Annotated in this window: 22 protein-coding genes and 1 pseudogene; 20 read left to right on the top strand and 3 right to left on the bottom strand. The window is 44.9% G+C overall.

All coding sequences use genetic code 11. From position 1 onward, the window contains the following. Nucleotides 1–6: 6 nt before the first annotated feature. The 17 genes and pseudogenes from ACQ5ES_RS05460 to ACQ5ES_RS05380 form a co-directional block, all read left to right on the top strand. Nucleotides 7–1,152, top strand: a complete 1,146-nt coding sequence (locus ACQ5ES_RS05460; RefSeq protein ID WP_445014921.1) for a polysaccharide export protein — start codon at nt 7–9, stop codon at nt 1,150–1,152. 172 nt (nt 1,153–1,324) lie between these two features. Next, nucleotides 1,325–1,801, top strand: coding sequence for a low molecular weight protein-tyrosine-phosphatase (locus ACQ5ES_RS05455; protein WP_445014920.1), 477 nt, complete (start codon nt 1,325–1,327; stop codon nt 1,799–1,801). Continuing rightward, on the top strand, nt 1,783–4,014 hold the full coding sequence (locus ACQ5ES_RS05450; protein ID WP_445014919.1) for a polysaccharide biosynthesis tyrosine autokinase: 2,232 nt from the start codon (nt 1,783–1,785) through the stop codon (nt 4,012–4,014). Before ACQ5ES_RS05455 ends, ACQ5ES_RS05450 begins: the two co-directional genes overlap by 19 nt. A gap of 175 nt (nt 4,015–4,189) precedes the next feature. Then, nucleotides 4,190–5,464: a Vi polysaccharide biosynthesis UDP-N-acetylglucosamine C-6 dehydrogenase TviB gene (gene tviB / locus ACQ5ES_RS05445; protein WP_445014918.1), complete on the top strand. Its 1,275-nt coding sequence runs from the start codon at nt 4,190–4,192 to the stop codon at nt 5,462–5,464. A 10-nt stretch (nt 5,465–5,474) separates the two neighbouring features. Further along, nucleotides 5,475–6,512 carry an NAD-dependent epimerase/dehydratase family protein gene (locus ACQ5ES_RS05440; protein WP_445014917.1) on the top strand — a complete coding sequence of 346 codons (1,038 nt, stop codon included), beginning with the start codon at nt 5,475–5,477 and terminating at the stop codon, nt 6,510–6,512. Nucleotides 6,513–6,580: 68 nt separating this feature from the next. Beyond that, nucleotides 6,581–7,534 carry a Gfo/Idh/MocA family protein gene (locus ACQ5ES_RS05435; protein WP_445014916.1) on the top strand — a complete coding sequence of 318 codons (954 nt, stop codon included), beginning with the start codon at nt 6,581–6,583 and terminating at the stop codon, nt 7,532–7,534. A gap of 2 nt (nt 7,535–7,536) precedes the next feature. Continuing rightward, entirely contained in the window at nt 7,537–8,130 is a 594-nt protein-coding gene (locus ACQ5ES_RS05430; RefSeq protein ID WP_445014915.1) for an acyltransferase, read from the top strand. A 12-nt stretch (nt 8,131–8,142) separates the two neighbouring features. Then, nucleotides 8,143–9,225 (top strand): DegT/DnrJ/EryC1/StrS family aminotransferase, encoded by a 1,083-nt coding sequence (locus tag ACQ5ES_RS05425; RefSeq protein WP_445014914.1) that lies wholly within the window; start codon nt 8,143–8,145, stop codon nt 9,223–9,225. 498 nt (nt 9,226–9,723) lie between these two features. After that, nucleotides 9,724–10,983 carry a lipopolysaccharide biosynthesis protein gene (locus ACQ5ES_RS05420; RefSeq protein WP_445014913.1) on the top strand — a complete coding sequence of 420 codons (1,260 nt, stop codon included), beginning with the start codon at nt 9,724–9,726 and terminating at the stop codon, nt 10,981–10,983. Next, the gene (locus ACQ5ES_RS05415; protein WP_445015402.1) at nt 10,976–11,518 is read left to right on the top strand and encodes an acyltransferase; all 543 of its coding nucleotides are present in this window, start codon (nt 10,976–10,978) and stop codon (nt 11,516–11,518) included. The genes ACQ5ES_RS05420 and ACQ5ES_RS05415 overlap by 8 nt, the downstream gene beginning before the upstream one ends. 12 nt (nt 11,519–11,530) lie before the next feature. Next, nucleotides 11,531–12,625: a non-hydrolyzing UDP-N-acetylglucosamine 2-epimerase gene (gene wecB / locus ACQ5ES_RS05410; protein WP_445014912.1), complete on the top strand. Its 1,095-nt coding sequence runs from the start codon at nt 11,531–11,533 to the stop codon at nt 12,623–12,625. Continuing rightward, nucleotides 12,622–13,806 carry a glycosyltransferase gene (locus ACQ5ES_RS05405; protein ID WP_445014911.1) on the top strand — a complete coding sequence of 395 codons (1,185 nt, stop codon included), beginning with the start codon at nt 12,622–12,624 and terminating at the stop codon, nt 13,804–13,806. The genes wecB and ACQ5ES_RS05405 overlap by 4 nt, the downstream gene beginning before the upstream one ends. 52 nt (nt 13,807–13,858) lie before the next feature. After that, entirely contained in the window at nt 13,859–15,064 is a 1,206-nt protein-coding gene (locus ACQ5ES_RS05400; RefSeq protein ID WP_445014910.1) for an O-antigen ligase family protein, read from the top strand. Next, on the top strand, nt 15,042–16,055 hold the full coding sequence (locus ACQ5ES_RS05395) for a glycosyltransferase (RefSeq protein ID WP_445014909.1): 1,014 nt from the start codon (nt 15,042–15,044) through the stop codon (nt 16,053–16,055). The genes ACQ5ES_RS05400 and ACQ5ES_RS05395 overlap by 23 nt, the downstream gene beginning before the upstream one ends. Then, the gene (locus ACQ5ES_RS05390; RefSeq protein WP_445014908.1) at nt 16,039–16,638 is read left to right on the top strand and encodes a sugar transferase; all 600 of its coding nucleotides are present in this window, start codon (nt 16,039–16,041) and stop codon (nt 16,636–16,638) included. Before ACQ5ES_RS05395 ends, ACQ5ES_RS05390 begins: the two co-directional genes overlap by 17 nt. A gap of 5 nt (nt 16,639–16,643) precedes the next feature. After that, nucleotides 16,644–17,819 (top strand): DegT/DnrJ/EryC1/StrS family aminotransferase, encoded by a 1,176-nt coding sequence (locus tag ACQ5ES_RS05385; RefSeq protein ID WP_445014907.1) that lies wholly within the window; start codon nt 16,644–16,646, stop codon nt 17,817–17,819. Nucleotides 17,820–17,822: 3 nt separating this feature from the next. Further along, nucleotides 17,823–18,443, top strand: a pseudogene (locus tag ACQ5ES_RS05380) (UDP binding domain-containing protein); the annotation flags it as partial. A gap of 260 nt (nt 18,444–18,703) precedes the next feature. Here the strand turns inward: ACQ5ES_RS05380 and ACQ5ES_RS05375 are convergent. From ACQ5ES_RS05375 to ACQ5ES_RS05365, 3 genes are all read right to left on the bottom strand, one after another. After that, nucleotides 18,704–19,096: a hypothetical protein gene (locus tag ACQ5ES_RS05375; protein WP_445014906.1), complete on the bottom strand. Its 393-nt coding sequence runs from the start codon at nt 19,094–19,096 to the stop codon at nt 18,704–18,706. 28 nt (nt 19,097–19,124) lie between these two features. Beyond that, nucleotides 19,125–19,712, bottom strand: a complete 588-nt coding sequence (locus ACQ5ES_RS05370; protein ID WP_445014905.1) for a DUF6036 family nucleotidyltransferase — start codon at nt 19,710–19,712, stop codon at nt 19,125–19,127. A 271-nt stretch (nt 19,713–19,983) separates the two neighbouring features. Then, nucleotides 19,984–20,694: a competence protein CoiA family protein gene (locus tag ACQ5ES_RS05365; protein ID WP_445014904.1), complete on the bottom strand. Its 711-nt coding sequence runs from the start codon at nt 20,692–20,694 to the stop codon at nt 19,984–19,986. A gap of 100 nt (nt 20,695–20,794) precedes the next feature. On the opposite strand from ACQ5ES_RS05365, the gene ACQ5ES_RS05360 reads away from it, so the two are divergent. From ACQ5ES_RS05360 to ACQ5ES_RS05350, 3 genes are all read left to right on the top strand, one after another. Continuing rightward, nucleotides 20,795–21,769 (top strand): hypothetical protein, encoded by a 975-nt coding sequence (locus tag ACQ5ES_RS05360; protein ID WP_445014903.1) that lies wholly within the window; start codon nt 20,795–20,797, stop codon nt 21,767–21,769. 186 nt (nt 21,770–21,955) lie between these two features. After that, nucleotides 21,956–22,966 carry a UDP-glucose 4-epimerase GalE gene (galE, locus tag ACQ5ES_RS05355; RefSeq protein WP_445014902.1) on the top strand — a complete coding sequence of 337 codons (1,011 nt, stop codon included), beginning with the start codon at nt 21,956–21,958 and terminating at the stop codon, nt 22,964–22,966. A 217-nt stretch (nt 22,967–23,183) separates the two neighbouring features. Beyond that, on the top strand, nt 23,184–23,456 hold the full coding sequence (locus tag ACQ5ES_RS05350) for a hypothetical protein (RefSeq protein WP_445014901.1): 273 nt from the start codon (nt 23,184–23,186) through the stop codon (nt 23,454–23,456). The last annotated feature ends 296 nt before the right edge of the window (nt 23,457–23,752 follow it).

Genomic DNA, 23,752 nt, shown 5'->3' with positions numbered 1-23,752 from the left:
ACAACCATGAAAACGAAACTGACCGCAGTATCATTTATCGCCTTGCTGCTGAGCGGTTGCTCACTGGCCCCGGGCGGCCATATCCCAGACAGTAGTAGTGGTGGCCTGTTCAGCGACGACACGCGCAATGCTTACGAGCAAGAATTCAGTGAAGCTGAGCTCAGTAAGCTGGTGGACACCTATCAAATCTCGCCGATGTTACTGGCCGAGATGCAGACCCAGCCGCCGAAGCCACAACTTAACGATGCGCTAGAGCAGGCGCGCAGCAACTACGACTACACCGTAGGCCGTGGCGACGTGCTGACCATCACCGTATGGAACCATCCGGAACTAACGATTCCCGCAGGCTCAATGCGTAGCGCACAAGAGGCGGGCAACTGGGTGCACAACGATGGCACCATTTTCTATCCGTACATTGGCGAAATTCAGGTGGCAGGCAAAAAAGTCACCGAGATCCGCGATTTAATCACCAAGCGTCTGGCGAAATACATCGAAAGCCCGCAGGTGGACGTGACCGTGGCCGCTTTCCGCAGCCAGCGCGTGTACGTAACTGGCGCAGTAAATGAGCCGGGCACAGTGCCGGTGACCAACGTGCCGATGACCTTAATTGAAGCGGTGAACGCGGCCGGTGGCTTAAGCGAAGCTGCCAACTGGAATCGTGTTACCCTGACCCGCGGCGAGCGCACCTTAACCTTTAACCTGCGCGAGCTGTATCAGTCGGGAAACACCGACCAGAACATCATGCTGCAGACTAACGATGTGGTGCATGTCGCCCGCAACGACGACAACAAGATTTTCGTACTGGGTGAAGTTCGTAAGCCGCAGTCGTACATGATTGGTCAGTCGGGTACTACCCTGGCCGAAGCTTTAGCTGACGCCGGTGGCTGGCAGGAAATTAGCGCCGATGCCGCAGGTATCTTTGTGATTCGTCAGCCAGAGCCGGATTCAGGCAAAATCGCCAAAGTGTATCAGCTGAACGCCGAAAACGCTGTGGCCTTAGTTATGGCCGAGCAGTTCGAGCTGCAACAACGTGATATCGTGTACGTGACCGCTGCGCCAATCAGCCGCTGGAACCGCGTCATCAATCAGCTGCTGCCGTCAGTCACAGGTTTATATAGCCTCGGCCGCTTCAGCGACGACGTAGCTAATTAAGGGCGAGAGCGTTCTTCGTTATTCGTACGCTGCGCTGTTCGTACGGTCGCTTCGCTCCCTGCTCGTTATTGGTGGGGTAGCCCGTAATTCTATTACGGGTCCAACCACCCGCTGGCTCGGTGTATGTTAAAACAACCCAATAACCATTATCGAATAACAAATAACGGGTTCAATGTTCAATAAAATCCTAATCGTCTGCCTCGGCAACATCTGCCGCAGCCCGACCGCCAAATTCCTGCTGCAGCAGGCGCTGCCCGATAAACAAATCGACAGCGCCGGCATCACCGCTATGATCGAAAAAGAAGGCGAACAAGGCAAAGGCTGGGACATGGACGCCAAAGCGCGCGACATCGCCGCCAAAAACGGCCACCAGTTCGACGTACACGAAGCCAAACAACTGACCCGCGAGCTCATCAGTAACTACGACCTCATCCTGGTCATGGAAAACGAGCAGCGCAGTCACATCGCCAAGCGCTACCCCGAAGCCCACGCCAAAACCATGCTGCTGGGGCATTGGCTCGACGCCCAAAGCGGCGCAAGTGGCAAGGGTAAAGAAATACCCGACCCGTATCGCCGTAGCGACGAGGTCTACCAACACGTATTTGAACTCATCGAGAAGAGCTGTAACGAATGGAAAACAAAGCTGTGAACACGACTAAGCCCGACCTGGCCGCAGAGCGCCGCGACGACGACGAAATCGATCTCGGTCGCCTGTTTGGCATGCTGATCGATCGCCGCTGGCTAATCATCGGCGTCACCTTCGTGTTTATGGTATTCGGCGTCCTGTACGCCGTGCTAAGCACACCCGTGTACCAGGCCGACGCCCTGCTGCAAGTGGAAGAGAAATCGAGCGGACTGCCAGCCTTAGGCGGCGAGTTCGGCGAGATGTTCAGCAGCGAAAGCCAGGCCGCCACCGAAATCGAGATCATGAAGTCACGCATGGTGGTCGGTGCCGTCGTCGATCAGCTTGACCTGACCACCAGCGTCACCCCGGATTATATGCCGATTATCGGCGACTGGTTAGCCCGTCGCACACCAGGCGAAGACGAACTCAGCATTACCCGCTTCAACGTGCCGCGCGGCTACGAGGGGCAGCCCCTTTACCTGGAATTTGCTGACAACGGCCTTAGCTATGATGTACGCGACGACGATGGCGAACTCGTCATTGCTGGTAAAGTAGGGCAGTTGGCAGTGCTCGACGGCTTTGAGTTAATGATTAATGATGCAGTACTCACCGACACCGATAGCTTTGTTCTGGTTAAACGTAATCGCCTGCGCACCGTGAAAGACGTGCAAGCAGGCCTTGGCGTCAGCGAGCGTGGTAAGCAAACGGGCATTCTGAGCGCGAGTTTTCAAAGCACCGACACCGAGTACGCCGAAGACGTATTAGGCGCAGTGGCAAATGAGTACATGCTGCAGAACATCCGTCGCAACGCCGCCGAAGCTGAGAACAGCCTGCAGTTTATCGAGCAGGAAATGCCAACGGTGCGTGCTAATCTGACCGCCGCTGAAAACAAACTCAACGCCTACCGCCTGCAAAGCCAGTCGGTGGACTTGTCGATTGAAACCGCCAGCCTGCTTGAGCGCGTGGTGGAAATCGAAAAGCGCCTGAACGAACTTGAACTAAAAGAAAAAGAGCTCTCGCGTTTATACACCCGCGAACACCCGACCTATCAGTCACTGCTTGAACAAAAAGCCCAGTTACAACAAGAACAAGAGCAAATCAACGAACAAGTCGGCGATTTGCCAGAGACCCAACAGGAAGTGCTGCGTTTAGCGCGTGACGTGGAAGTGTCACAGGAAATCTACGTACAGCTGCTGAACCGCATGCAGGAACTGAACGTGCTTAAAGCCGGTACCGTCGGCAACGTGCGTATTCTTGACGAAGCGGTAACGAATCCGTCTCCGGTAGCGCCGAAGAAGAGCCTGATCGTGGTCTTAGCGACCATGCTTGGCGGTATGGTGAGCGTGGGCTATGTGTTCTTAATGGCGGCGCTTAATCGCGGCGTGGAATCGGCAGAGCAGTTAGAAGAGATTGGCGTGAACGTGTATGCGTCGATTCCGCTGTCGCCGGTGCAAGATGATTTGAATACCAAGTTAAGTAAACTGACGGCCAAAGAGTCGGTGAAACGCGACTTGCCGTTCCTGGCCCTTGAAGACCCCGCGGATTTAGCCATTGAAGCCTTACGTGGCCTGCGCACCAGCTTGCACTTTGCCATGTTGGAAGCGCAGAACAAGACCATTATGATCTCAGGCCCGGCGCCTGGCGTTGGTAAGAGCTTTGTCACCGCGAACCTGGCGGCAGTACTGGCACAAGCTGGACAAAAAGTGCTGGTGATTGACGGCGATATCCGTCGTGGTTATTTGCACCTGCAGTTTGGTATCGAAAACAACTATGGACTGTCGGATTTCCTGGCGAGTGTGCAGAAAACCCAGGACGGCGGCGAAATTGATAAGAACAACCTGGCGGCCATTATCCACAAGACCAAAGTGCCAAACCTTCACGTGGTATCACGTGGTACAGCCGCGCCGAACCCGTCGGAGCTATTGATGCATCCACGGATGGAAAAAATGCTGACGAAGGTGAACGAATACTACGATTACGTGCTCATTGATACGCCACCGATTCTGGCAGTCACCGATGCCGCCATCGTCGGCCGCTACGCAGGTACGACACTCCTTGTCGCACGTTTCGGCGAAACGCCGGCGAAAGAAGTCCAAGCCACCGTGAAACGCTTCGACCAGAACGGCGTGACCGTACGCGGCGTCATCCTGAACGGCGTCGAGCGTCGTGCCAGTGGCTACTACGGTTATGGCTACGGCTATCACTACGGCTACAGCTACAAATCGGATAATGCATGATCGGTAACCCGGTATACCTGTAGCCCGTGGTTCTACCACGGGTCCAACGCGCCGCTACCGTGATATTAATTCCGTTAACCAAACTCAAAAACAGCGCAAAATAAAAAATCCCTACAAATTGCGCTGTTAAACCAAAATTCTACGTCGTAAACCTCCAACCCTGGATAGTGCCTTCATGGATTTGAATAACATTAAAATAGCCGTCATCGGTCTCGGTTACGTGGGCTTGCCGTTAGCCGTTGAGTTCGGCAAAAAATACCCAACCATCGGCTTTGATATCAATCATAAACGCGTCAATGAGCTCAACGAGGGTCACGACCATACCCTGGAAGTCGAACCCGAAGAGCTCAAACAAGCAACACAGCTGAGCTACAGCGCCGATGCGTCAGATTTAGAACAAGCAAACATCTACATCGTTACCGTGCCAACGCCGATCAACAAGTTTAAGCAGCCTGATCTGACGCCGCTTATCAAAGCCTCAGAAACTATTGGTAAGACGCTTAAGAAAGACGATATCGTTATCTACGAATCGACAGTTTACCCAGGCGCGACAGAGGACGATTGTGTACCGGTACTTGAGCGGGTATCAGGCCTGAAATTTAATGAAGATTTCTACGCCGGCTATAGCCCAGAGCGTATTAATCCTGGTGACAAAGAACACCGGGTAACCACCATCCTTAAGGTTACCTCGGGCTCAACACCTGAAATTGCAGATTTTGTAGATAGCTTGTACGCATCGATTATCACTGCGGGCACCCACAAAGCACCAAGCATTAAAGTCGCTGAAGCAGCAAAAGTCATCGAAAACACCCAGCGCGATGTGAACATTGCACTCATTAACGAATTAGCGATGATATTTAATCGAATGAATATCGATACCGAAGCTGTGCTAAAAGCTGCGGGCACCAAATGGAACTTCTTACCGTTCCGCCCCGGTCTTGTAGGCGGTCACTGCATTGGCGTTGACCCGTACTACCTGACACATAAAGCGGAATCCATTGGTTACCATCCTGAAATGATCCTGGCAGGGCGGCGAATTAACGACAATATGAGCCGTTATGTTGCATCAGAGTTCGTTAAAGCTTTGCTGCAGAAAGGGATCACTGTAAAGGGCGCGCGCATTTTGATAATGGGGCTAACCTTTAAAGAGAATTGCCCTGATATCCGTAATACCAAAGTGGTCGATATTATCGATGAGCTGGAGCAGTTCGGTGCCAATGTGGACGTTTACGACCCTTGGGTTGATGCCGAAGAGGCACGTCAAGAATATGACGTAAGTCCGGTGAGTGAGCTTAACGATGGCTCATACGACGGCGTAGTCGTTGCTGTAGCCCACAAGCAATTTATCCAAATGGGCATTGATGGTTTGAAGAAATTGGCAAAACCTGATCATGTGATTTATGACCTAAAATACATTGTATCGAACGAATTAGCCGATATTCGACTTTAAAGTGGTTCAAATGACTAAATATGACGAAATCAAAGCTCAGCTATTGAGTGAACCAAAGGTTTGGTTAGTGACCGGTGTTGCAGGATTCATTGGATCAAACCTACTCGAAACGCTGTTAAAACTAAATCAGTATGTCGTTGGCCTTGATAACTTTTCGACGGGCTTTCAGCGTAACCTGGATGAAGTCCAGGACATTGTCACGAAAGAACAGTGGCAACGTTTCCAGTTCGTCGAAGGTGATATTTGCGATCTGGAAAGCTGCAAAGCGGTTCTTAAGCATGCGACAGCCGGTGACGTAAATTATGTGCTTCACCAGGCAGCGCTTGGCTCTGTGCCGCGCTCGATTGACGACCCAATAAATACCAACAAAAGCAACATCGATGGCTTTCTAAATATACTTGTCGCATCGAAAGACGCCGGCGTCGATAGCTTCACCTACGCTGCCAGCAGCTCTACTTATGGTGACCACCCGGCTTTGCCAAAAGTGGAGGAGAACATTGGCAATCCGTTGTCCCCCTACGCGGTAACGAAATACGTGAATGAGCTTTACGCTGACGTATTTGCGCGGGTGTACGGCTTTAAAACCATTGGACTGCGTTATTTCAATGTGTTTGGTCCCCGGCAAAACCCAGATGGTGCTTATGCTGCGGTGATCCCGAAATGGACAGCAGCGATGATAAAAGGAGACACCGTATTTATAAATGGTGATGGTGAAACAAGTCGTGATTTTTCGTATGTATCCAACGCGGTTCAATTGAACATTCTTGCCGCTAAAGCTGAGAATTCAGCAAAAAATGAAATTTACAATATGGCGTTAGGTGATCGAACAACATTAAATGAATTGTTTATAGGTATTCAAGATGCACTTCGAGATAACGGCGTCGATTACTTAGGTGAGCCAATTTACTGTGATTTTCGCCCGGGAGATGTGCGTCATTCACAGGCGGATATTTCGAAAGCTCAAGTAAAGATAGGCTTTGCACCAATACACCGAATTGTCCAAGGCATTCATGAATCGATGCCTTGGTATGTGAGAAATATCTCTTAACGATAAACAAGTCATTCCGCCCCAAAGTCAAAGTATATCTCTTTAAATTAATTTCAGGATTTTCATAGATGAATAATTTTGCGCTTATAGGTGCAGCAGGGTACATTGCACCCAGACACATGAAAGCAATCAAAGATACTAATAATCAATTAGTCGCTGCTTTAGACACCAATGATTCTGTTGGAATCATTGATAGTTACTTTCCAGATGCCGATTTTTTCACAGAGTTTGAAAGATTTGATCGGCATATCGATAAACTTAGCCGTATAAATAATGGCCGTGCTATTGACTTCGTGTCGATTTGCTCCCCAAATTATCTTCACGACTCTCACATGAGATTCGCATTACGCTCTGGCGCAGATGCAATTTGTGAGAAGCCGTTGGTGTTGAATCCTTGGAACATTGACGGGCTTCTCGAAATAGAAAGAGAATCTGGTCGTAAAATAAATACGATTCTGCAGCTAAGATTGCACCCATCGATTCTTGCTCTGAGAAACAAGGTTGCGAACAGTGGTGCTGGTAAGAAATTCGATGTCGACTTGACTTACATTACGTCACGAGGACATTGGTATTTGCAGTCCTGGAAAGGTGACGATAAAAAGTCTGGTGGGATCGCGACTAATATTGGTGTCCATTTCTATGACATGTTGCATTACGTTTTTGGTAATCTTCAAGAGAATAAAGTGCATTACTCGTCAGCAACCAAAGCAGCGGGATATCTTGAGTATGAGAAGGCTCGAGTGCGGTGGTTTTTGTCAATAGACTCTAATGATATCCCAGAGGATATCCGAATCTCTGGACAACGTACGTATCGTTCAATAACCGCAGATGGCGAATCCGTTGAGTTTTCAGGTGGTTTTACGGATTTACACACTCAAAGTTATGAACAAATATTACAAGGTCATGGTTTTGGTTTAGAACAAAACCGAATCGCAATCGAAACAGTTGCTCACATTCGCACAGCTGAGCGCTCTTCACTCACTGGGGACTATCATCCCTTCTTGAACAATATTAAGCGCTAGCAATGAATTACTTTAAGCATGAATCAGCGATAGTTGATGACGGAGCACAGATTGGTGAAGGGAGCCGTGTGTGGCACTTTGTTCATGTATGTGGCGGAGCCACAATTGGCAAAGGTGTCTCGCTCGGCCAAAACGTTTTTGTCGGCAATAAGGTAGAGATTGGTGACAATTGCAAAGTTCAGAACAATGTATCTATATACGACAACGTTTATCTCGAGGAAGGCGTTTTTTGTGGCCCAAGCATGGTATTTACCAACGTTTATAATCCTCGGTCACTTATCGATCGGAAAGACCAGTACCTTGACACGCGGGTGAAACGCGGTGCCAGTCTCGGCGCGAACTGCACCATTGTTTGTGGTATAACCATAGGCGAATACGCTTTTGTTGGTGCTGGTGCCGTAGTGAATAAAGATGTTCCTGCGTATGCATTGATGGTGGGCGTTCCGGCAAAGCAGATCGGCTGGATGAGTAAATACGGTGAGCAACTTGATTTACCATTGAGCGGAGACGGTGAAGTTGGATGTGCCCACACGGAAAGCCGGTACATCCTTAAAGGCAACGGTGTAACATGTATTGACGTGAAGTCTAAAGAGTAGGTAGCGATTCTAATGCAATTTATTGATTTAGCTGCGCAGCAGGCACGTATTAAAGACAAAATTGACGCTGCGATTCAACGCGTATTGGCGCATGGTAAGTATATTTTAGGACCAGAGGTAGCCGAGCTAGAAGAACGCTTGGCAGATTATACCGGAGCAAAATATTGTATTACTGTTGCAAACGGTACTGACGCCTTACAAATTGCGCAAATGGCGTTAGGGATTGGGCCGGGCGATGAAGTAATCACACCGGGTTTCACCTATATTGCGACCGCTGAAACGGTGGCGCTGTTGGGCGCTAAACCTGTTTATGTGGACATTGACCCGAAGACGTACAACCTTGATCCGGCACTACTTGAAACGGCGATTACGCGGAAGACAAAGGCGATTATTCCAGTAAATCTTTACGGCCAATGCGCTGACTTTGATGCGATTATTTCAGTTGCCAATAAATATGGCATTCCAGTTATTGAAGATGCGGCGCAAAGTTTCGGTGCTACTTACAAAGGCCGGAACTCGTGTAATCTAAGCACCATTTCATGCACGAGTTTTTTTCCAAGCAAGCCTTTAGGTTGCTATGGTGACGGCGGTGCAATTTTTACCAACGATGATGAACTCGGAATTGTCCTTCGACAAATTGCTCGGCACGGACAGGATCGACGTTACCACCATATTCGTGTTGGTGTGAATAGTCGCCTAGATACGATTCAAGCTGCAATTCTTTTACCAAAATTAGATATTTTTCCAAAAGAAATTCAGCTGCGGCAAGAAGTCGCAGAACGTTACACTGAACTGTTGACAAAATCTGGATTCACAGCGACACCACTTGTGGAAGCTCACAATACAAGCGCATGGGCACAGTACACGATACAAGTCGAAAACCGTGACAAAGTACAAGCGAAATTGAAAGAACAGGGAATTCCAACGGCGATTCATTATCCGATACCTCTTAACCAGCAACCCGCTGTCGCAGCTATTGACAGAGTGTTGCCTTTAGGAAATAGAGTTTCCAAGCGCGTTATTAGCTTACCAATGCATCCATACCTATCTGAAAAAAATCAGGAAGCAGTTGTTCAAGCCTTATATAAACGTTAAAAAATAAAAAATATGTCCGCTGGTATTAATTGCTACCGTACTCTGTATGCACATTGCCACACACTAAACTTGTAATTAAATAGCTAAGATTACCTATTATAATACTATTACGTTAATAATTGGGACGCTGGGGATATTTTACGCTCGATTTAAACGCAGAGCGTTAATTTCGAGATGCTACGAGTCATTAAGATTGGAACACAAAAAATTGGTCATTATGCTTAATGCGTTATAAGAGAGCGTCCATCCTACTTGAAATAGCTTACTCTCAGATAGGATGCTATTGGTAAATGAGCAAACACATAACAGTCGGATTTGATTTCACGTACTAAAATGGTTTGAACGTACACAATATGAAAAATCAACTTTGATATTATAAGTATATTGATACTCGGAAGCGTAGCCAAATTGTTTTCATCAATTAAAATCAGTCCTGCAGTTAAAAGGGTGCTAATTCTAGTAACTGGAACAGGACTAGCACACCTCATAACATTTTCAATGTTACCAATTCTGACTCGATACTATACTCCTGTAGAGTTTGGTTATCTTGCTTCTTTTGTAGCGGTAATTGCGATTTGTTCTAGTGCCGCCGGTTTGAGGTATGAGGTTGCAATACCTTTACCAAAGACTAAAAAAGTAGCTTTAAGTCTTTTGGTACTTTCAACAATTGCAAGTTTAATATTAGCTCTGCTTTCCACTGTATTTATATTTATATTCGATACCTATTTAAACGATATAACAGGATTGAAAGGGTGGTTGATTTTACTTATCCCTGTGGGAATTTTATCCTCTGCATTATTTAATATATTCCAATATTGGTACACAAGAGAAAGAGCATTTGGAATTATTGCGAAAACCAAAGTTAAGCAATCAATAATAGGAAACAGCGTTCAATTATATGGTGGAGTAAAAGAGCTAACGTTTGGATTGATTTTGGGTCATTTGTTTCTTTCTTCAGCGGGCGTTTTGGCTTTTTTAGTTAATTTATTAAAAAAAGAGTATAAAGCTATAAAGTGTATAAAGTATAAAAATATTAAATTTGCCGCTAAAAGATATAGCGTATATCCAAGATTCTCAACGCTTGATGTGCTAGCAAATAATGCAGGCTTACACCTTCCTATTTTAATTATCACAAGCTTCACCGTCTCATCAGAAGCGGGATTTCTGTTATTAGCTATGAAAGTCATGCAAGCACCTATGAGCCTCATAGGTGGCTCCATTTCGCAAGTGTTTTATTCAGAAATAGCGAGTGTTGATAGCCAGAATAAGAGATCAGAAATCTGCAGTAAAGTACTTTCCATCTTAATTAAGGTGGGTTTCGGGCCAATACTGTTTGTTGGTATAATTGCTCAACCAATTTTTGGGCTGGTTTTCGGTCAAGACTGGGCACGAGCGGGTTTACTAGTGACATGGTGTTCATTGTGGTTTGCGTTTCAATTTATTTCTTCACCAATATCAATGATAATGCATGTTATGCAAAAACAAAAAGAAATGCTTATTCTTACTACGCTGGGGGGAGTATTTAGAGTAGTAGTAGTATTCTTTTTTGCGTTGTATTCTAGTACCTATGTTAGTGAAGCGTTTGCGGTGACTGGCGCTTTTTATTACTTAATATGCTTAATAATTTTTTCAAAGCATGCGGATTTAAACTTTAAAGATTTATTTTATCTCTTTGTTATCAATATTAAGCACCTAGTTGCTTGGTTGGCTTTGGGATTGCTAGTTTTAAGATTTACAGGAGGCTATCTTGATGCGTAAATTTTTGCGCCCCATTTCCAAATTGTTTTTTTCAGTATTTTTCGATAAACGATACTTGAAAGGTAGATTATTCGATTGTGAGTATGGTGGATATCGTCTTTGTTTAAAATCTTTGTGGCAACGAAATATACTAAGATTAGGGCGCAAATATCCTTTCCCAGTAGGATTAACATGCACTTTGTCAAAGCCTGAAAATATTACTTTTCATGTGGATGATCTAAATAATCTATCCTCGCCTGGAACATATTTTCAGAATTTTTTTGGCCATATATTCATTGGAAAAGGAAGCTATATCGCACCAAATGTAGGAATCATCACTTCTAACCATGATTTTTATGATCTAAGAAAACATTTACCGGGTAAAGATGTAGTTATTGGAAAGAACTGCTGGATAGGGATGAATAGCGTAATATTGCCCGGCGTCGTTCTTGGTGATAGAACGATCGTTGCCGCAGGTTCTGTAGTAACAAAGAGTTTTTGTAGCGGGAAGGTGGTGATTGCGGGAAGTCCGGCACAAATCATCAAACAACTATAAATAGGTAAAAAGATGTTAAAGATTGTCACAATAGTCGGGGCAAGACCTCAATTCATAAAAGCAGCAGCAGTAAGTAGAGCTATAAAAGATCGAAATCTAGCACATGCTGGAGCAACGATTAAAGAGATAATTGTTCATACGGGTCAACATTATGATGTGAATATGAGTGACATTTTTTTTAATGAAATGAAAATCCCTAAACCAGATTACAACCTCGGAATTGGCGGGGGAACTCACGGAGAAATGACGGGGAAACAGCTGCAAGTCATAGAAAGTATCCTTATTGATGAACGTCCCGATGCGGTTTTGGTGTATGGTGACACAAACTCGACGCTCTCAGGAGCGCTAGCCGCGTCAAAATTGAAGATACCCGTTATACATATTGAAGCTGGTTTACGTAGTAACAATATGCAAATGCCGGAGGAGATTAATAGGATTTTGACAGATAATTTATCAACATTGTTATTCTGTCCATCAAGCGCGTCGGTGCATAATTTGCATTCCGAAGGGTTTAATTTAAGGAAACATTGTAAGATTTATAATGTAGGCGATGTCATGCACGATGCAGTTAAATATTATCGTGTTTATTCGGAGAAGCCAAAAGGGCTTGTGAGTAGTAACTTTATTTTATTAACTTTCCATAGAGCTGAAAATACCGATAATTTATATAATCTTAAGAATATCGTAAACTCAATAAATAAGTTATCAGAAGATATAGATATCGTTATCCCGCTTCATCCCCGAACAAAAAAGATTTTAGAAAATAATAATATTACGATAAACGCAGAAATAATTCCTCCCGTTGGTTATTTCCAAATGTTATGGTTGATCGAAAACTCAAAGGTCGTAATGACAGACAGTGGCGGCCTACAAAAAGAGGCATATTTTTTAGGTAAGGGTTGTGTAACCTTAAGAAACGAAACTGAATGGACAGAATTAGTTGAAGAAGGATTTAATTTTTTAGTTGGCACTGAAGAAAATGCAATATTAGCAGGGGTTTCTAACGCTGTTAACATTAATAGCGAGATGTTTTCTTCGCGGATGTTATATGGAGATGGCGCAACATCAAAGGTAATTGTTGAGGTTATGACGGAGCACTTTAAGTGAAAAATAAGAACTTGATAGTTTTTTGTGCCCCCCACAGCATTCTAAAAAAGCACTTTTTCATCACAGATGATTCCGCCGGCTCGCCGGCACCAATGAAGGTAATTGAATATTTACCCGTAGGATTCGACTCAACCCATATTTTTTTACATCAAGAAGAAAATTTGGAAAGGCGCGACCAGAAAGATTTAGAAAATACCTACAATATAAATATTCACTATGTGTCGAAATACCGAATCGTAGGGCTCGTTCAGCAAATAATTATCTATTTTAAATTATATTTTGATAAACGCGATGAGTTTTTTTTCTGTTATGGAATGGGGTACAACTCAATTGCCTCTTACATATGTGCGAGGTTAACAAGAAACAAGTCTATTCTGAGACTTTATGGAACCTTTCTTTACGAATATGTATGTCGCCGAGACAGGTCTATTTATAAAAATCCTAAGAGGTTGTTAGAATTCATTACGTTAAAGTTGAGACATGACAAAGTAGTTGTCACGGAAGATGGTACAGGGGGTAGAGAGGTATTAGACTATTTTAAAATACCCACTGACAAACAGTTCGTAGCATATAATGGGCTTGATATAGTATCTTTTAGGCAAATACCAGAATTTTATGATTTCGTGGGCAACAGTGCCAATATATTTGTATCTGTTTCAAGGTTGGCTCGGTGGAAAAGAATTGATCTCGTTCTTAAGTGGTTTTCCCAGTTAGTGGAGTCTGGAATCATAGAATGCCCAAAACTTATAATTATAGGGGATGGAAGTAGACTTAAAGATTATAAAGTTGAAGCTAAATTACTTGGAATTGAACAGCATGTTTTATTCACCGGGGGAATATCTTCCGACAGGGTAAACTGGGTCTTAAAAAAATCTAAGTATTTTGTGTCATTTTATGAAGCTGGGAATGTCGGGAATACCCTGTTGGAAGCAATGAGATTAGGTTGTATACCTATAGTTCGAGATACGGGTTTGACTCGACAAACGATTAAAGACGACGTGAATGGATTTTGTTTGCCTGCACTCGAAGAGCGGCTGCTTGATAATTGCGGAAATTTTGCAAGAAAACTGGCTGAATTAAATTTGGAAGAAATTGAAGCGAATGTAAATAAGTTTAGTTTTGAGAATATATCCAGTTGGAAAGAGAGAATGCAAAGAGAGCTTCTTTTTATAAAAGGTTAAATGAGTGATATACTTTTTTGAGTTTATATATGTAACCTTTGGATTGGCCGTAATGGCATACGGTTTTAAGGGTGAAAAAGCGATGCAACATGTATTCACGTTCGCATTTGCCGTAAACGTTTTTCCTGTAGCCTTTATGCCTCAGCAATCGATGGCTGAAGCTAGATTTCTTGGTATTCCCCTAGCGTATATACCAATATTATGTGCAGGCGTTCCATATTTATTAAAATTAGGCTTTATTAATAGTCGCCTTAAAAATCTTATAGTTTTAATGTCCATTTTTATTTTTTACATAACGGCAACATCTTTCTATCCTAGATTGCATTCGGGGACATTCGTTTATTATTTTTCATGGATTTTTAATTTTTTATTGTTTATCGCGGTATATAGCTATTTTGCAAAGAAGAATATAGAAATATTGGAGGATGTAATCACTAAATTTTTTACCGTTTTAATTGCCGCATGTGTTGTTGGTATTGTTAGATATTTTGTTGGATTTTCGTCGGATGCTAACTTTATGCCAATGGTAAATAGAAATGGCACGGTAGTTTTTTTAGTGATGGCCTCCTCGTTACTCTTCTATCTTATGGAGAGGAACGTTTGTAATGGGAAGAAAGCGATCGTTTACTGGTCGATTATTTCGATCACATTATTGTTAATGCAATCAAGATCTGGTTTATTTGGGTTTATGTTTGTAAGTTTTATTTATTTCTTCCGAATCGAGAAGCGATCTCTGTCAATGTTGACTTTAGTTTTTGTAATTGCGCTCGGCGTATTGTTTAGCCCTCTGGGCGATAAAATTTCTGACAGGGTTCTACACACTGGAACGACCCTATCTCAGACGATAACGGTTGGTATCGAAGATGGAGAAAATGATCATACGCGATATATGTTGATGTTGTCCGCAATTGAGATTTTTAAAAATAATCCGGTTTTCGGTGTTGGTGTGGGTTTACCAAACTATAGAGCGGCGTTTGATGAACATGTGGGATTTTATGACCGGGACTCAAAAGCGCACAATTTTTATTTAAGTTACTTGGCCGAACTCGGTATATTCGGTTTTAGTTTGTTGTTATTAATTTTGCTCTCCATATACCGTCTTCTAGCGCCAATGAATACTAAATATAGAGCTTTCAGGGTTTCGTTTCTAGGTATGGCATTCATGATGACTATGAACGAGTACATACTATTGCCCGAGTTATGGTTTTTTTACGGAATGCTTGGAGGGATGTCGTATGCAGTATCAAAACAAGCCTAGTATTTCAGTTTTATTAGTCGTTTATAATGAATCAAAGCATATTGAGCGAGCTTTAATGTCAGTATTAAATCAATCGCTGGCGACGGATAAAATTCAATTGATCATTGTGGATGGTGAATCAAGTGATGATACTCTCTCTTTGTGTGAGCGCTTTAAAAACCAGCAGCAGTCAAAGTTTTACAGTATTGAAATACTTTCGAATTCAAATAAAACGTTAGCGACTGGATGGAATATGGGCATAGAGGCGAGCAAATCAGATTATGTTATTCGTTTTGATGGGCATAGTACTCTCTCAAGCGATTATCTTAAAATTGCCGTGACTGAGATTGGTCAATCTTCAAATAATGTTGCTGGTATCGGTGGCTGGATGGAGCACAAAAGCAACACTTTTTTCGGAACTTTGGCTTGTCTATTTTACTCAAGTAGGTTCGGGGGAGGTAGCGCAGACTTTAGACGACGGCCATCCAAAGCAATAGTCGGTGACACAGCGTTATTTGCAGTTTATAAGAAAAGGTATTTGTATGAAGTTGGTTTGTTAAATGAATATTTAAAAAGAAACCAAGACATTGATTTGCATAAGAAAATGCGAGCGTTAGGTTTTATATTTATCACTAGTCCGAAACTTCGTATTGACTACTACGTTAGGTCTTCGGTTTTTCAATTACTAAAAAAGGCGTATCAGGATGGCTTTTGGGTTGGCGCGTCTAAAGGCTATTATCTTAGGCATTTAGTGCCATTGTTTTTTCTTATCTACCTAGTTTTCCTCCTAGCTATATTTATTTTTTTTAAAAATTTTGCGATTCAGATAGTCTCAGTAGTTCCTTTGATTGTTTATTTTACTGGAGTAATAGGTTCATTGACCTGCACGAATGCAGGCGCGCTAAATATTGCAATGTCGGTACCTATTTTCCTTGCGTACCATATTATTTATGGTTTTGGTAGTTTTTTAGGCTTTTTAAGAAGGTTAGCGCGGCGTGACAAAATTCGATAAGTTGGCTAAAAGAACATTTGATATTTTATTAAGTCTTGTGTTGATCATCATATTATGGCCGATCATTTTAATTTGTTGGTTGTTAGTTTCTTTTGAAACGAAGAGTCATGGATTATTTGTTCAAAAGAGGGTAGGTCAAAACGCTGCCATCTTCAACGTTTATAAGTTAAAAACAATGATAAATAAGGGCGCGGGAAATAGGCCTTCTATAACAACTGCTAATATGAAAGAGATCACCAAGTTAGGTCGTGTTTATCGTAGGTACAAGCTTGACGAGTTGCCGCAGCTGTTTAATGTACTAAAAGGTGATATGAGTTTTGTCGGTCCTAGACCAGATGTGCCAGGCTACGCGGACAAGCTAACAGGTGAAGATCGAATGATTTTAGACTTGAGGCCGGGTATAACAGGTCCCGCTTCAATAAAGTATAAAGATGAGGAGACGCTTCTATCTCAAAAAGGAAATGCACGGGAATATAACGACTTAGTTATATGGCCAGATAAAATCAAAATTAACAAAAAGTATATTCAAGAATATTCGTTTATGAAAGACTTGGTCTACATAATTAAAACATTAAAGAGTTGAGCGCTATGCTAAATACCTCATTCTCCCCTTGGCCATCATTCACAGAAGAAGAAGCCAAGGCAGTTTACGATGTCGTTTTATCAAATCGTGTAAATTATTGGACCGGCACAGAATGTCGAGACTTTGAAAAGGAGTTTGCGATTTATACCGACTCTAACTATGCTGTCGCTCTGGCCAACGGTACACTGGCTCTAGATATAGCTCTGCGCGCACTCAGCGTAAGTGCCGGCGATGAAGTAATTGTTACTCCACGAACCTTTATCGCATCAATTTCAACTGTGGTTAATGCTGGTGCGACTCCAGTATTCGCTGATGTTGACGGTGATAGCCAAAACATCGAAGCACACACCATTGAGCCTGTGATCACGCCTAAGACCAAAGCTATCATCGTCGTGCATCTTGCTGGGCGGCCAGCGGAGATGGATGCAATCATGGCTCTTGCGGAAAAGCATAACCTTTATGTGATTGAAGATTGTGCACAAGCGCACGGCGCCCGCTACAAAGGTCAGTCGGTCGGTAGCATCGGACACATCGGTGCCTGGTCGTTCTGTCAGGACAAGATCATGACCACCGGTGGTGAGGGCGGTATGGTCACCACCAACGACGAATCCCTATGGCGCAAAATGTGGTCGTTTAAAGATCACGGCAAGAGCTATGAAGCCGTTTATGAGCGCGAACACCCACCAGGCTTTCGCTGGCTGCATGAAAGCTTCGGCACCAACTGGCGCATGATGGAAATGCAGGCCGCAATTGGCCGCATTCAACTGCGCCGCATGAGTGACTGGACGGCTGCGCGTCAGCGCAATACAGCAGCGATCACCAACGCTTGCTCTGGGTTTTCTGTGGTGCGTACACCAGTTGTTCCCTCGCACATGGAGCATGCATGCTATAAGCATTATTGCTTTGTTGAGCCTGCTCATTTCGCGGAAGGTTGGACACGTGATCGCGTCGTTTCTGAAATCCTTGACCGCGGTGTACCTTGCTTCCAAGGTTCTTGCTCTGAAGTGTATTTAGAGAAAGCATTCGATAACACCGGTTGGCGCCCGTCAGAACCGTTACCGATAGCTCGCGAGCTTGGTGAGACGTCGTTGATGTTTTTGGTGCATCCGACGTTGACCGACGCTGAAATTGAGAAGACGTGTTCGGTTATTCGTGAAGTTTTAGCACTGGCGCAAAAATAGGGCATCCGGGTTCTGCTCTCGGACTCGACCGAAGCCGAAGCGATCAAGCTATTTGCCAATACCTATCTGGCGATGCGTGTTGCCTATTTCAATGAACTCGATACCTACGCCCAGACCCATGGGTTAGACGCTCGCCACATCATCGATGGCGTCTGCTTAGACCCTCGTATCGGCAATCACTACAACAATCCTTCCTTTGGCTATGGTGGCTATTGCTTACCCAAAGATACCAAGCAGTTACTTGCCAACTACGACGATGTGCCACAAACGATGATCAGTGCCATCGTCGATGCCAATCGCACGCGCAAAGGCTTTATCGCCGACAGCATCATTAAGCGCGCACCGCGCGTCGTTGGCGTCTATCGCCTGGTGATGAAGCAGGGCTCAGATAACTTCCGCTCGTCTGCGGTGCAAGGCATCATGAAGCGCATCAAAGCCAAGGGCATCGAGGTCATCGTCTACGAACCTGCTTTGCCGGACGCCGAATTCTTTAACTCGCGCGTCGTCAGCGACCTCGACGCCTTTAAAGCCGAAGCCGACGTCATCATCTCGAATCGCATCGCCACCGAACTTGACGACGTCTCCACCAAAGTCTACACCCGCGATTTGTTTGGGAGTGACTAACCCGTAGCCCGCAGTTCTGCTGCGGGGGAAGCCTGCCGGCATCGCGTGTGCCTGTTCAAAATAAAGCGGTACCTGCTTGCGTAGGTGCCGTTTTTGCGTTTTTTGAACCTAAAAACAGTTCAAATGACTAGTTTGGTTATTTTTTGGATAGTGGGTACAGTTTATAGAGGCATTGTGGTGGTGGAGGGTTAGACCCGTAGTAGAACTACGGGCTACAACGTTATTTAGCGTTAGTTAACTGTTACGCTTCGTTCTATCGGTCAGACTGCCGCATGGTTTTCTTGGTAACGACTAAAGTTACGACGTTGCAATGGCAGCAAGGTGCGGAACTCTTTTTTGAGATCTGCAGATGCTCCCCACTTATTTGCTAGCATGTCAGCGGAGTTGCGAGAAGGAGCTTTGTTAGCTTTAAGTTCTAGCTCAGTAAGCACCGCTCGTAGTAGTACCTTGTTAGACGTATCTAAACAATTGTAGCGGCTGAGTTTATCCAATACATAGCCTGCTTGAGCAGCTTCAACACCGTCAAGTTCATCTAGCTTTGGCACAAACCCCTTATACCACAATGCAACTGCAACCTTTTCAAGATCAACCTGTGCATTTTGTGCTGTAGGGTTTTTGACCAAAGAATCAAAAGATTTTTGGAAATTATTCATAACTATAAACTCATTCATACTCAAAGAGTCAGGCCGACTCGAGCTTTAGTATAACGTGCTCAATATTTAATCGCAATTTTTGCTCATCGTTGCTGTACTTCGCAGCTATATTAGCAGCTTGTCTGAACTCCTCGATCATGAAATGGCCGTTATTATAAAGAGCAACAATATCGTTGACATCGTCGACTGCGCATCTCGAAAGCTTAGAGATTGATATATCGATGGGGTGTGCGATATAGGTATGTAAAACGTGTGCACCAGTTTCTAGTTCAAAAGCCCGTCCCTTGTAATCAGGAATCATTACAGGCGAGATGGATGGGTTAAATGTGTCGTCCAAAACCAGTTGTGACGCCCCTAACTCCGGGTCTTCGTAGTAGACGTCTTCGACATCAATTAGTAGATCATTAATTTCCAATAAGCGCGATGAGTCTAGATAAATATCTAAATCGTTACTGCCCCTGGAGTTTGCTAACAGATGTACTGCGCAGCCTCCAAAGATATAGGCCTTAACGCTTCCGTCGGGTGCGTTGTTGAGACGTTGTGCAATAGCATTATCGATTTGGTGTAGAAGCTCAAAAATGGCTTTAGACATTGCGGTGTCGGTGTGTAATCTCATATAAAATCCTTGTCTGAATGCGTGATAAAGTATTGCTGGCCTGTAAAGAAGAGCACATCCGGTTCTCTGTGAGCTAAGTGACAGTTTTAACATTGCATCTAACAGCCATTCAGGATAGTTCGATTAACGGTGTTTGGGAACTTTTGATTATGTATCTTTAACTTGTCAACGAGGAAATTCGCTCAAGCGAACAGGGTTGACTGGGGCAGTCCTTCTCGGCCTGGCTGATAGAAACCTCCTCTTCCGTTTTCTTTGTTAAGTGCGAGCAGCATCATGACAATGCCTCCCGCAAGACCATCAATGGCGAACAGCATAGGTCGCAAAGGTTCTTGTATTCGTGACCCTGCCAACTGTTCCCACACGTAACGCAGCCAAAAGCGTACTGTGGACGCAGCGGGAAGTCGCATTTATCAGGAGACCGACGCCAATATTTACTGGTGATGCAATTAGAAAGGGATTTCAGCACTACGTCTTTCAGTTTGGTTGGATCGGCACTCTTGAGTTCGGAATAATATTCATGAAGTCTGATCTCAAGTATCGCAATGTTTCTGGACAATCGGTTCAATAGGTCGCTATCAAATGGATGTTGTGCATGGGTTAAGCACACCGCAATACAGGCGTCTTGCGCATAAACGATAAAGTCGATGGGGTAATCATCTTCTAGTCCTGTTTCTATAGCATCAACAATTAGGTTCCGGTTTTTGAACATTGCGGTACAGGGAACAAATATCTCCGTTAATTTGTTTAGCTCTTGCCAAATCATGCAGCGAAGTCCAGCTTCAAAAGCAAAGGAACAAGGGTCATCTTCCTCTAATTGATGATGCGAAAAATGCCACCGTTTTCTATCGCCTTTTCTTGCTACCAGGTCACCACCGCAGCCGGGGCAAATGCAGCTGCAATCAAGTCCTGAGTTAACTGCTGAAATATCGACAAGTTTGCCTGTTGATTCTTGTATTCCAAATGGAATGAATGGTTTGTTCATGGCTGGTTCCTCGTGTAATAAACGTCGTATTGACGTATTTCAGATAACCAGGGAAACTGAACAAAAGTTAGCGAAACATAGAGAATCACCGAGAATCGTTATGGAAAAACAATCACTTATAACTGCGGCACGTTGCGCCAAGGAATGGGTAGATGAGCTGTACAAGAAGAAAAAGCGCCCGGAAGCGTTTCATAAGATGCTGAAAGAGATGAGTCAACAGGTATTGGATTCCGAGGCGGAAACCCTGGTTTTTACGTTAACTGATTTGGTCGATAAAACCGAAAAAGTCGAGAGTAATAGTGCGTATGGGAAAGCCTTTTCGAAGTCTGAGGAGAAACTAGAGCGGTTTTCGGATGCGCTGCGGCAATACGCGATAGACAATGACTTCGACTTTATTCCAGCAATTAAGATGGATAAATCACAACGCATAAATGTAATTCACTTCAGTGCAGTTGAATCCGCGCTAGAAGGGATTCGCGCAGCTAGGGAGATCCCGGCTGGCGCAATTCGTTATACCTTTGATGAGAAGCATCGGCTGTGGCGTGTGTTTGGGTTTCTTTCGGGGATGCGGTTGCGCACTTGGCCAATGGTACTTGCGATCGTTATGATTTTTACGTTTGCGCTTGGTTACTTGGTGGTTGCGGTTTTATTGTTGTTGGCATCCATTTCAGCACCGTCGCTCAACACCCTTCTTGGCTTCGTTGCTAGCCTTTTTGTTGGCTACATCGTGTTGCGTTTATTACGATCCTACGATCGCTTCACGACGACTCGAATTACGCTGGCGCATGACGTTTTAGCAAGTATATCGGCACCACAGTCAGTCGTTGTTATGAAGCCCAACGGTGATGAAGATCCCACCTTAGAAGTGATCACAGCGAGCGCTACATGCCCAATTTGCGAGGGCGAAATTCGGCTTCGTAAGCCACACTTTAAATGCTCTCATGAAGTCATTGGTGCGTGCCGAAATAATCCTACGGAACATTGCTTTAGTTTTGACCATGTAACGCGGCTGGGCTGGCCGATTACGGAGGCGGCGCGGCGTCACTCGCCAAGTTCTTCTGTAGGACATGGCTAAGGCAGTAAACGGACCCCTGTTCAATGAGGCCCGATTCTTTTAGAGAATAGTTACAGGATCCTTGCTTCGGCAGCGGCTAACTCGTAGCCCGCAGCTCTACTGCGGGCGAGACTCACTCTACCAGCAAAGTAATCCTGCTATACTCCTGAAAACTCCCCAGAAACAAGCTGTAACAAGGAAGAAAACATGATTTTAGTAACTGGCGGTGCCGGATACATCGGCTCGCATACTATTGTCGAATTGCTCGAAGCTGGTCATGAGGTACTTGCGCTGGATAACTTAAGCAACAGTACCGCTGAAAGCTTACGTCGGGTGGAGCGGATTACTGGCAAAAACCTGAAGTTCATCGAGGGTGATATTCGTGATGCGGAGCTTCTTCGTCAGATTTTTACCGATCATGCCATCACTTCTGTTGTGCACTTTGCCGGCCTAAAGGCCGTCGGTGAGAGCGTCGAGCAACCGCTGCGTTACTATGAAAACAATGTGTCAGGGACGTTAACGCTGTGCCAGGTCATGGCTGAGTTTGATGTGAAAAACATCGTTTTTTCATCTTCGGCAACGGTTTACGGTGATCCAGCATCCGTACCTATTAATGAAGATTTCCCCGTAGGTGGTGCGACGAACCCGTATGGCACCTCCAAATATATGGTCGAGCGTTGTTTGGCTGATCTTTGTAATGCTGATCCGGATTGGTCTGCTACAGTGCTGCGTTATTTTAATCCGGTTGGCGCTCATGCGTCGGGACTCATCGGTGAAGACCCCAATGGCATCCCCAACAACCTGGTGCCTTATATTGCCCAGGTCGCAGTGGGTAAATTGGAGCGCTTACGTGTGTTTGGTGATGATTATGCGACGCCAGATGGCACCGGAGTGCGCGACTATATTCATGTGGTCGACCTTGCCAAGGGGCACTTAGCTGCACTTGACTGCCTCGCACCAGGCTTCACCGCCATTAACCTCGGCACCGGCAAAGGTGTCTCCGTGCTCGAAATGATCCGAGCCTTCGAAGCCGCCTCCGACCGCTCAGTGCCTTATGATATCGTCGCCCGCCGTCCCGGTGACATCGCACAATGTTATGCCGACCCCGAGTTCGCCTTCCGTAAGTTAGGCTGGCGCGCCGAGCTTTCGCTCGACGACATGATGCGCGACACCTGGCGCTGGCAGTCGCAAAACCCTAACGGCTACCGGCTAAAATAGAACCATGGCATCGACATTTATTGATTTATTGAACCATAAAATAAGTTATCTGAACATATGGTGGCAATTAATGACCTATGCGATTTAGACTATGATCTTTGGCTAATTGCTAAGCTTACTTTTCACTGACATGTTATCCGGTAACAATTGAAGTAATTTCATACAACAAGGTACTTCTTTGAATCATCGACAGTGATAGTCAGATAGGATAAGCCCAATGAACTCTCAGTATTCCGCGCTCAAGCGCTCACCACTCAGGCCCGCAGAAAAGATGCTCTATGCCGGGATTATTATCGCCGGAATTCTTTATGCTATCCGCTACTTCATCGATGTATTCGTAATTGCCAGTGACGTCGCACTCACGACGCTATATGCCAGCCCCCTGGCGCAACTACTTGAAGTTGCACCACCCTTTATCAGCTACCTGTCAAGTGGCATCCTCTTTCTTGCGCTGGTCCAATACATCGTGCGCGAGCTGCCCCGGGATTGATTGCGGATTGCTTGTTTTTTTTGGCTTGATCCCCACTCCCGCTACCCTTGAACTGACCGAAAAGTAGCCCACCGTTCTACTGCGGGGGGAGCCTGTTGGCATGCTCTGTGTATGTATGGGCATTGCGGTGATGGAGAGTTGGACCCGTAGTAGAACTACGGGCTACTATTTGGCAATTGATTTGAGCGAATTTGTCGGCTCAACTTGACGTTTTATGTCCTTGTTCGGGCACAAGGACGGCGTAGTATCGTCTGCACTAACGCTCATTAAAACGATAAAAATAACAGAGGATGCCC

The organism is Pseudidiomarina xizangensis (assembly GCF_052541995.1).
Note: the sequence above shows the minus strand (reverse complement) of the source record. Positions and strands in the feature narration are given on the sequence as shown.

Bases quoted from the DNA above. Each gene is read 5' to 3' on its own strand.
- ACQ5ES_RS05460 (WP_445014921.1), top strand. From the start codon at position 7: ATGAAAACGAAACTGACCGCAGTATCATTTATCGCCTTGCTGCTGAGC.
- ACQ5ES_RS05455 (WP_445014920.1), top strand. From the start codon at position 1,325: ATGTTCAATAAAATCCTAATCGTCTGCCTCGGCAACATCTGCCGCAGC.
- ACQ5ES_RS05450 (WP_445014919.1), top strand. From the start codon at position 1,783: ATGGAAAACAAAGCTGTGAACACGACTAAGCCCGACCTGGCCGCAGAG.
- tviB (WP_445014918.1), top strand. From the start codon at position 4,190: ATGGATTTGAATAACATTAAAATAGCCGTCATCGGTCTCGGTTACGTG.
- ACQ5ES_RS05440 (WP_445014917.1), top strand. From the start codon at position 5,475: ATGACTAAATATGACGAAATCAAAGCTCAGCTATTGAGTGAACCAAAG.
- ACQ5ES_RS05435 (WP_445014916.1), top strand. From the start codon at position 6,581: ATGAATAATTTTGCGCTTATAGGTGCAGCAGGGTACATTGCACCCAGA.
- ACQ5ES_RS05430 (WP_445014915.1), top strand. From the start codon at position 7,537: ATGAATTACTTTAAGCATGAATCAGCGATAGTTGATGACGGAGCACAG.
- ACQ5ES_RS05425 (WP_445014914.1), top strand. From the start codon at position 8,143: ATGCAATTTATTGATTTAGCTGCGCAGCAGGCACGTATTAAAGACAAA.
- ACQ5ES_RS05420 (WP_445014913.1), top strand. From the start codon at position 9,724: ATGTTACCAATTCTGACTCGATACTATACTCCTGTAGAGTTTGGTTAT.
- ACQ5ES_RS05415 (WP_445015402.1), top strand. From the start codon at position 10,976: ATGCGTAAATTTTTGCGCCCCATTTCCAAATTGTTTTTTTCAGTATTT.
- wecB (WP_445014912.1), top strand. From the start codon at position 11,531: ATGTTAAAGATTGTCACAATAGTCGGGGCAAGACCTCAATTCATAAAA.
- ACQ5ES_RS05400 (WP_445014910.1), top strand. From the start codon at position 13,859: ATGGCATACGGTTTTAAGGGTGAAAAAGCGATGCAACATGTATTCACG.
- ACQ5ES_RS05395 (WP_445014909.1), top strand. From the start codon at position 15,042: ATGCAGTATCAAAACAAGCCTAGTATTTCAGTTTTATTAGTCGTTTAT.
- ACQ5ES_RS05385 (WP_445014907.1), top strand. From the start codon at position 16,644: ATGCTAAATACCTCATTCTCCCCTTGGCCATCATTCACAGAAGAAGAA.
- ACQ5ES_RS05375 (WP_445014906.1), bottom strand. From the start codon at position 19,096: ATGAATAATTTCCAAAAATCTTTTGATTCTTTGGTCAAAAACCCTACA.
- ACQ5ES_RS05370 (WP_445014905.1), bottom strand. From the start codon at position 19,712: ATGAGATTACACACCGACACCGCAATGTCTAAAGCCATTTTTGAGCTT.
- ACQ5ES_RS05365 (WP_445014904.1), bottom strand. From the start codon at position 20,694: ATGAACAAACCATTCATTCCATTTGGAATACAAGAATCAACAGGCAAA.
- ACQ5ES_RS05360 (WP_445014903.1), top strand. From the start codon at position 20,795: ATGGAAAAACAATCACTTATAACTGCGGCACGTTGCGCCAAGGAATGG.
- galE (WP_445014902.1), top strand. From the start codon at position 21,956: ATGATTTTAGTAACTGGCGGTGCCGGATACATCGGCTCGCATACTATT.
- ACQ5ES_RS05350 (WP_445014901.1), top strand. From the start codon at position 23,184: ATGAACTCTCAGTATTCCGCGCTCAAGCGCTCACCACTCAGGCCCGCA.